General features: G+C 50.9%; 4 protein-coding genes. All 4 read right to left on the reverse strand.

Features of this window, described 5'->3' with window-relative positions; genetic code table 11:
• The coding region (locus ABUA47_RS20505) for a glycoside hydrolase family 2 protein (protein ID WP_349831957.1) at positions 1–1868 on the reverse strand (1868 nt) is incomplete at its 3' end.
• A gap of 208 nt (positions 1869–2076) precedes the next feature.
• The gene (locus ABUA47_RS20510; RefSeq protein WP_035447609.1) at positions 2077–4440 is read right to left on the reverse strand and encodes an alginate lyase family protein; all 2364 of its coding nucleotides are present in this window, start codon (positions 4438–4440) and stop codon (positions 2077–2079) included.
• An 18-nt stretch (positions 4441–4458) separates the two neighbouring features.
• Entirely contained in the window at positions 4459–7119 is a 2661-nt protein-coding gene (locus tag ABUA47_RS20515) for a glycoside hydrolase family 2 TIM barrel-domain containing protein (RefSeq protein ID WP_035447612.1), read from the reverse strand.
• A gap of 193 nt (positions 7120–7312) precedes the next feature.
• Positions 7313–9559: SMP-30/gluconolactonase/LRE family protein (locus tag ABUA47_RS20520; RefSeq protein ID WP_349831958.1), on the reverse strand; the 2247-nt coding region annotated here is incomplete at its 5' end.

The following is a 9559-nucleotide window of genomic DNA, read 5'->3' on the forward strand; positions in this document are numbered from 1 at the left end:
AGCATCGGTTTGCTGCTCCAATAGGATTGAAAGACGTAATAGCTCTCTTTCGGGGTGCCGTCTCGTTGCACCACCCCCTTCTGATTGACGTAAGGGATGGGATTGTCCGGGCGCAGCGGAGTGGAGAAGTCCTTGAAAGTCCAGAAGAGGCTCCCCGTAAGCCGGGGCATGGTCTCTTGTTCTTTCAGGTGCCAGTCGAAGAGGCGGATGATATAACTTTCGCTCCAGTCGCCGTTGCGGTCTGCGGCTTCGATGTCGAAGTTATCTATTCCTTTTCTGCCCGTCTCCTTGTTCACTTCCATATGGCGCCCGGCATGGCTGTCGCCTCCCCATTCGGCATGGAGGAAACGGGTGGTGGCGTTTATTCCGGCCGTCTCCATCTCGCGGTAGTTGCGGAAGCGGCGGCCATACCAGCCCGCCCAGATGGTGGGGGAGTAAACGTCCACAATGTCTTTGCAGAACTCGCAGCGGCGAATGGCTGTGGAGCGCGTCGGGTCGAGGCGATGGGCAAGGTCGTGCAGCTCGCCCATAAAGGCGCGTATGCTGTCTTTTTCGAACGTTTGGAAATCGCCCGGCCAGTCGTTCTCATTGCCCAGCCCCCACAGGATGACGGAAGGATGGTTGCGATGTTGCTCAATCATATTGGTGAGCATCCGGCGCGCCTGGTTCTTGTAGCTCTCTCCGCCCAGACCGCCGCGGCACCAGGGTATTTCTTCCCAGACGAGAAGTCCCAGCTCGTCGCAGAGCCGCAGAATGATGCCGGACTGCTGATAGTGCCCCAGGCGGATAAAGTTGGCACCCATCTCTTTTATTTGTTGCATTTCGGTGCGCATCATCTCTTCGGTCAAGGCAGCGCCTACTCCGGCATGGTCTTCATGGCGGTGAGTGCCGCGCAGCAGCAGCCGTTCGCCGTTCAGGTAGAAAGGCCCTTTCTCTTCGAAGCGGAAATGGCGGAAGCCGAAGTGCTGGGTGGTGCGCAGGGTATCTCCGTTGTCGATAAGTTCTGCCACGCAGGTGTAGAGAGCGGGAGAGTGGGGGCTCCACAGCTGCGGGCGTTTCAGGGAGATTTGGTACGAGGATATTTCCGTAAGCTCGGATGATATGGAATTAACCTCCTTGCCTTCGGGTGAGAAGACGCGGAGAGAGAACTCTTTTGCCTTCTTCTCCTTGCCGGATAGTCCGCCGAAAGCAATGTCTATCGAGATACTGCCTTGCTTCCCTTTCTCATCGGTTGTTGCTTCTATCCGTATCTGCTCAAAATGGACGGCAGGCGTATAGACGAGGTTGACATATCGGTAGAGTCCGCCGTAGAGGTTGAAGTCGGACATATCGGAAGGAATCATCTCCGTGTCGCGGCTGTTGTCGCAGCGAATGGCAATAGGAATCTTTCCGCCGAAACGCTCCCGGCAGAGCGGCGTGCGACGGAATGCTTCCACGGCTTCGGTGATGTCTGCCTTCCACTCGTCGTAACCACCCACGTGCGAAGCGATTCGGGTGGTATAGACATATACCTCTGTCTTCTGTCCCGCGCCTTCAAACTCCAGGCAGGTGCGTCCGTTGGTATAGGGATTCTCTATGTTGAGCATGGTGCGATACCAGCCGGGGCCTTGATAATAGTTCACATCAGGGTCAACGGCGTCTTCCGCATTGAAGCAGTGGGGCAGGGTGACTTTCTGCCAGAGGGGAACGGTTTCGGGCTTTCCTGCTCCGGTAATAGGGCGCATCACTTCCCAAATGCTTCCCATATCCTGGCGGATAAACTCCCAATGCTCCGTAAGACGTTGCTTGCGGTCGGTAGGAATCAGTGCGTGTGCCTGCAACAACAGGCTGCTGAACAATAGACTAAGTAGGATTCGGGGTGCTTTCATGGTATGTTATAAAAATGATACATATATACGTCCTGCGGGGTATATATATAAAAGTTGTTAGGTATTAAGGATAAAGTTCTGAGGTATAGGGAGAAAAGTTCTTTTCTCTTAAGACAATTCTCTGTTCGCAGCTTGCGGATAAACATTCGCAGTGCGCGGATAAGCGTTCGCAAGCCCCGGATACATATCCGCAGCTTGCGAATAAACTTTATTTCATGTCCAGCGCCTCTTTCCTTGCCAACGCTTCCAGATAGAAGTAATCGGCATAGTTCAGCGGCACGTCTATTTCGCTTCCTCCCGGATGATGTCCCGTGGAATGCAGCAGCAGGAAGCCGTAGTGAGTGCCCGGTTCTGCCCGGTAATGCTTGTTGAGGCTATCGACAATCTTGTCGGCAACGGCGCGATACTGTTTACCCTTCTCCGGAGCTACGTAGGTGCAGAGTTCATATAAACCCGAAGCGATGAGTGCGGCGGCAGAAGCGTCGCGCGGCACGTCGGGGTTGATGTTCTCGGGGGTGCAGTCTTTAATGACATCCATCTTCATATCCCAGTAGGGCACGCCGTCTGCCGGCATATTGGGCAGGTTGAGGAAGAAGTCGGCAATGCCTTCCGATTGTTTCAGATAGGCGGGGTCTTTGGTGAAACGGTAACACATGGCAAAGCCGTACATCCCCCAGGCTTGTCCGCGGCTCCAGAAGGAGTCGTCCGAGTTTCCCTGGTGTGTACACTTCAGGCGGACTTCACCTGTTTCCGGGTGGTAGTCCACTACGTGATAAGAGGAGTAGTCCGGACGGAAATGATTCTTCAGTGTAGTGTTGGCATGGTTCACGGCCACATTCCAGTAAATGGAATCGCCCGTCAGCTGCGTGGCACGGAACAGCATTTCCAGGTTCATCATATTGTCGATGATGACCGGATATTTCCATCGGTCGCGGTTGTGGTCCCACGAGCGGATGCTTTTCACCTTCGGGCTGTAGCGGGTAATCAAAGTCTTGGCACTTTGCAGCACCACATCCTTGTAAGAGCGTTCACCCGTCAGTTCATACGCCTTTCCAAAGCTGTCGTACATCATAAAGCCGAGGTCGTGCGTGCCCTTGTGCCACTTGGCTTCTTCAATAGGCCAGGTCCACGAGATGGCAGCCCGGCGCCAATCGTCATCATGCGTATAGGCATATACCTGCCACAACGAGCCGGGGAAGAAACCCGAGCACCAATCGTGGGGATGTATCATAGCCAGCGAACCGTCTTTATGGATGCTGCGCGGCATGACGCGACGCCGGGCAGCATTCTTCTCCTCTTTCTTTGCTTTGTCGGCGCACTGCATGGCAAATTCCAGTTGTTTGCAGGCAAAGGCATAGGCGTTATCCACTTCGGAGGGTTGCACATAGAGCAAGTTGAAGCGGTCTTTCCACTGAATGACTCTGTGGGCTTTGGATAGTCTCAGATAGTCTTTGCGTGCAGGGTTGAGCAAGCCGGCACGATATAGGTCTTTACAGAATTCCTGTTGTTTGTAGTCCCATTCGCTAATCTGTTGGTAAGGCCATTCCTTTACATCCTTCCCTGTATATTGCGCCAGGAAATCCATTGCCCGGTAGAAGTTGCGTCCGTCGGGAGAGGTGGCATTATCAATCCTGATTCCTATTTTCTCTGCCATGCAGAAGATATCGAGTAGATGGGTCAGATTGTATTGGGAATAACCGAAGGCAAGCGTGCGGCGCAATTCATGCGGCTGCCGTCCGTCCGGTTCTATCTGGGTGAAGATGCGCTTGGCAGGAACGGCGTTGATAACTTCCCGGGCTACTTTAAGGTTGCCGGTGTAGAGGGCAATGGCTATCACCTGCGCATCGTAGGCCGTACTGTGGTTGTTGGCCTGGCGGGATTCTTCTTGTCCCTGCGGGCTGGTCAATATCCAGTTCAGCAACTTGCCGAACCATGCTTGCAGCTGCTTGGAATCTTTGGCCGTAAAAGACTTCGATTGCTCCAACAACTTCACGGCATCCAGCATCTCTACAAAGGAGTAACTATCCAGCACGCCGTAGCAACGGCCTTTGCCGCCGTTGTGTCCGGGTATCATCTGCGCATACTCCAGGTTGGGATTCATGCGTGTATCCTTGTCGAAGAACCATACGCGGATAAGCTCCGTTGCCTTTTGGGCATACTTCTCTTCTCCGCTGAAGTACCAGGCCAGTGCCAGCGTGGTGACGCGGCTGGCGGTTGCTCCCAGGCGGTTGCGGTCGAGCTTGTTCAATTCGGGGTTCGATTCGCCGTCGCGGCTCACGTAAGGCAGTCCGTCGGGCTTTGTGGGGTCCGGCCAATAATAGCGGGCCTGGCTCATGTAGTCGTGCTTGTTGCCACTGGCAGGCACCTTCTCTTTCATCATCACGGAAAGAGGCTGTACATCCAATAGTTTATCGGCCTCCGCTTGCAATGCCTGGTAGGCGGTTGCGTAGAAAGGTTCATGGATGGACTGTTTTACGTTGGCAAGGTGCGTGGCATCCCAGATGGATTGTGCTTGTGTGCAAGGCGCCAGAAGCAATAAAGCAAGCACCCATTGTACTACTTTTAGTTTCATGGTTTTCTATTTTATTGATTAATAAATGTTTCTGAGTTTGATACCGTTCAGGAAGCAAGTACCGCTTGTTGAATGGAAACGTATATCGATGTATTCTTTGTCGTTCGTAATGTAGTATTTCTTTCGCAAAGCACGGAAGTACCCGCTTTCTTTGCAGGGAGAGAGGCTCTCTTCCACCACTTCCCCGTTTATGGAAATGCCGAATGTGCTTTCCCGGTTCTCTTGTTGCCCGTTCCGGTCCAGTTGGTAGGCAATGCCCGCATTCCGGCGGAAGATATCGGTAAAGAGAAGCTCTATTTCATATACACCTTGGGGAGCATCGAAGCGATAACCTTCTATCTCATTCCGGAGGGTTTGGAACAAGGGGCCGTCTGCCGTGTTTTGGATTTCGGTTTGTGCAGTTCCCTCCTTACCGCCGATGTATCCCCAACTGCCTGCGGCATAAGGCTGGTCGGGTAGCCAGGTCAGTTGGCTTTCGTCCGAGGTGAAGAAGCATTGGCTTCCTACATTAACGGCCAGTTCCAACCCTTTCAGGTTGTTTGCATCCAGGCATGCCGGTATGGGAGTGAAGTTTATTCTCAGCCCGTCTTGCACTGTCTTTCCTTGATAGTTTCCTTGTGCGAATAGGAAAGGATTTCTGTTAGAAAATGGAACTTCGAAGGTGGCCGTGTAGTTCTCTGTTTTCTGCTTTCCCAATGAAATACCGTCGATAAACAGCTCTACCTCAGAAAGGTTGGTGTATATCTTGACCGGCAGATATACGGGAGCATTGCCTTGCTGCACGCCGGCACGGTCTGTCCAGTCGCGGCTGGCAATATGTAGCACCGGAATGTCCTTGCGCCAAGCTGCCTGATAGTAGTGATATACATCTTTCGGGGTACGGTCGGCATAAACCAGCCCTTTATTGTTGATGCGTGGCATGGATTCGTCTCGCAGGGCAGAAGAGAAGTCGATAAAGTTCCAGTGCGTGCCGCCGCAGATATAAGGTGTATCTTCCAATACCGGCAAATAGTGTTCGAGGTACTTCTGCTGGTATTCGATGCTGAAGTCAAAAGCACGCGGATGCAGCGAATGTAATCGCTTGTCCGAACCTGCACCATATTCGCTTACAATCATCGGGTGAGTGGGATGGTTTTGGTGTTGTTGTGCCAGGAACTTCTCAAAGCCCGTGAGGTCACCCCCATACCATCCCTGGTATAAGTTCCAGCCTACAATATCGGTGATTTTGCTTAATCCGGTTTCGTTGTAGCTGTTGCTGCCGTGGAATGCCATGGTGCTTATGCGGGTGCTATCTTCTTCTTTCAGTACCCGTTCCAGCCTGTTGGCCAGTGCCAGTGTGCGTTCCAGTACCGGCTTCAGTTCCGCTTCGGTTTTGTACTTCCGTTGGGTTACGAGCAATATTTCGTTCATATATCCCCAGGTGATGATAGAAGGGTGGTTGTAGTGCTGGCGAATCATTTCCCGCAAGTTTCGTTCGCAGTTATCTCCATAACCCGGCGTATTGGGCACAATGTCTATAATGGGAATCTCTTCCCATGCCAGCATACCCAGCTTGTCGCACATCTCCAGCAGGGCATCGTCTTGCGGATAGTGGGAGATGCGGATAAAATTGGCTCCCATCTCTTTCATCAGCAGGAAGTCTCTCCGGTGCATCTCGTCTGTCAGCGCGGGACCTATGGGCTTCTGGTCTTGATGGCGACAGATACCGCGCAGTTTATAGGGCTTTCCGTTGAGGAAGAAACCCTCATCTCCGTCGAACCGGAACCAGCGGAAAGCGGTGTAATGATTGCTTTGGTCCAGCAAGGTTTTGGTCTTACGGTTGCGCAGGGTTGTTTCTACGCGGTAGAGGCGGGGCGTTTCAGGAGTCCACAATTCAGGTTTCAACACCGGGGTTGCCTCGTTGCTGAAAGCGTAGGTTTCTCCGGCTTTTAGCTGTATATTCTTCTTGAGTGTTTGTAGCAGGGTACCATCCGGGCGGTAGATGGTGTGCGTCAGTTCCAACGTCGCTTTTTCCGGTGCATCGTTCTTTACTTCACCGCGTATGGAGAGGGTTGCCTGCTCCTCGGAAACCTGCGGGGTGCTGATGAACAGACCGTCCGAGCCGTGGTTCGTTAGGTTGAAGTGCTGGTTGGGAACCGCCGTAAGCCAAACATCCCGGTAGATGCCGCCAAAGAAAGTGAAGTCTCCGGAGATGGGAGCAATATCCTGGCGGGCATTATCCACGCATACGGCCAGCGTGTTGGGTGTGTCGAAAGAGAGGAACGGCGTGATGTTGAATGAACAGGCGGTATATCCTCCGGCATGCTCACCTACGTTTTTGCCATTGATATAGATAGTGGCTGATTTGCCGGCAGCATCCAGTCTCAGGATAATCTGTTTCTCCTTCCAGCCCTGCGGCAAGGTCAGTTGCCGGCGATACCAGCCCGTGCCGCGGTAGTAATCCTTTTCGGTATAAGCATCGGTATTCCAGGTATGGGGCAGATGGATGGATGTCCATTTGCTGTCGTCAAAGGCACTGTCGGCTGCTGCGGTGCATTCTCCTTTGAGGAACTTCCAGCTGTCGTTGATGGTTTGGGTTTGGCGTTGGGCGTGGACAGGGGGCAGGACAAATAAGGATATAATAACGGCAGCCATCCAATGGCAGGCCTTTTGCGGGAGTGTATTTTTCTCTCTTTCCATGGTGATATGTTATAAATGATATTACTGCCAAAACTACTAAAAAAGAGGCGGATGTAAAAAAAACAAGTAGTTATCCGCCTCTTTAACTTAAACCTGAATCGCAACCTTAGTTACAAACTTAAAAATCTAACCTATGAAAATATCACTTTGTCATGATTGATAATCCTAATCTCTTATTATGATAATCCTATTGTTAAAGCTCTATTTGATAGAGCGAAGAAAGAGCTGTGATATAGAGCTTGTTTCCTGATATCAGTAGAGACGTGGGACGTTCCGGCACCTCTAACGTACCTATGGATTCACCTGACGGGGAGAATATGGAAATGTCTCCGTTGGCTACATATACGTTGCCTTTAGAGTCCGTAACTACGCTCCGGTCGCCTCCGTCGGCAAATATGCGACAGTTTTGCAAGAAGCCTTGGGCATCTACATCCGCATGGATTACGCGTTGGTGATATTCATCCAATGTATAGACTGTTTTGCCCGGTACTGCCTTAACCAGAGATGAACAACGGAATAAATCTTCGTAATTCGGAATGATGGTTACACCGTCGGGAGCAACAAAACATTGTTCCGGCTTTCTTCCGTTGTAATACTCGCTTTGAGTGATGGTTCTATTACCCGGATAATAAATTTGTTGCGGTGCAGCAAATTGCTTCATATCCACTAACGGTAAAACTTGGAAACTTTCATCCGGATTATCGGGACGTATTGCGTAAAGCTTAGGAACATAATTGAAGCCCCACAGCCCTCCCGAACCTTTCCAGCCGAATAGAGGACGGTTGCCGTTACGGGTATCGTCATTATTATAGCCGGGTTGGGAGATGTATTTGGTAACGACAATCAAGTTGTCTTGTGTATCGCATGCCAGTGCTACTGCGTTCCAGGGGAAATCGGCAATAGAAGTTACCTGCCCGCTTCGGGCATCCAATTTATAGATGCGGCGCATGCGATGCTCGCAGAAATATATATTTCCCCGGCTGTCTTGTGCCAGTCCGTCAATGAACTCAAATCCGGTGACTACAAGTTCGGCTTTTCCTTTTTCCTGGCTCAATGGGTATTTACGGTTTTCCTTGCCGGTCAATGAAAGGCGTGCCAGTTCCCAACGGCGTGCTTCCCGGTGGGTATTGACATCGTAAAGGCTGGCATTGGAAGTGAACTTTACGCGGGCATGTGCATAGTTGTGAACATTCAGAAACTCAATATCCTTGCAATTCCAGGTGCGTATAGCCGACGGATAGGATTTCAACATGCGCGATACGCGATAGGAATAGAAATTGGCAAAAGTCAGGTTCTTGCAGTCTATCAGGTCCAAAGGTTGCGTATCGATGCCTTCTGCTTCCACTTCAAACTGGAAGTCGTAGATTTTCCAGTTGGCAACATTGCGGAAGATGGCTTCATTGCGTAAATGATGCTCTAAAGACATTCCGTAAATACGTCCCGGGGTATCTGTATGACTGATGTACAGTCCTGCCGAACTATATTCGTTGGCTGTCCATATATCCCGGAATGAGCCTCCTCCTCCGTTTGTAATCCATAGGCTCCAATGCTGGTTGTCCCAGGCACGGGTAATGAGGTCGTGAGTTTCCGGAGTGATGGACATAGGTTTCTCCAAAGGATTGACCGCACTTTGTCCGTTGTGGAAGAAACGGGCTTTATCGTGCCCGCTGAATTTGACATCATACATATAGGAGCCTTCGCCTGCCATCCATTTGCAATTGACAGCCCGGTAATTGTAGGCATCGGCATTCAGGAAGATACCGCATACGATGTTCTTTCCACCTTGGGGAGTAGTCAACTGTGCTTGCGGGGCACCGAAGCCGCTGAATGCGAGATTGCCGCCCAAGGTTAATAAGATAGTAGTGCCGGGGTGCAGGCCTATCAGATTCGTGTTTTGTTTCAGAGTCAACGGCTCTTTTACAATGTACCATCCTTGGGGAATATAGATATTGGCATACTTTTCTACTGCTTCCTGGAAAATGTGTGTGTCATCACTGAAACCGTCTCCTTTGGCACCCAAATCGCGGATGTTTACCCATTGCTCCGTAGCGGGCAGCATCGGGGTATCGCCGGCATCCAAAGGAGTAATGTTTTTAATAGGTTCTGTTTCTACCCGGCGCACTATTTGAGGAGTGTCTTCCAGACTGTCGGCATTAAAACCGAAAATGAAACGGGTTACCCGGTATGTTTTTCCTTTACCGGATACTTGTTTGTTTGTAAAGCGTTCCAAAGCAAACATAGGAACATTTTTACATTGGATATTTCTAAGGTTGATTTGTGTTGCTGCATTTCCTGCATCTGTCAGAATAACCCCGGTGTGGTGTACATCTTCGAAAATGCAATCTTCCATAAATAGCCTGTCGGGAGCATTCTCTTTAATTTCTATGGCTACGGGTACATTTTTTGCCCGCATACGAACGATGGTCAATCCTCCTTCATT

The organism is Bacteroides sp. RTP31139st1_H2_RTP31139_211217 (assembly GCF_040227615.1).
Classification (GTDB): domain Bacteria; phylum Bacteroidota; class Bacteroidia; order Bacteroidales; family Bacteroidaceae; genus Bacteroides; species Bacteroides uniformis.

Excerpts from the sequence above, each read along its gene's own strand:
- ABUA47_RS20515 (WP_035447612.1), bottom strand. The coding sequence starts at position 7,119 with ATGGAAAGAGAGAAAAATACACTCCCGCAAAAGGCCTGCCATTGGATG.
- ABUA47_RS20510 (WP_035447609.1), bottom strand. The coding sequence starts at position 4,440 with ATGAAACTAAAAGTAGTACAATGGGTGCTTGCTTTATTGCTTCTGGCG.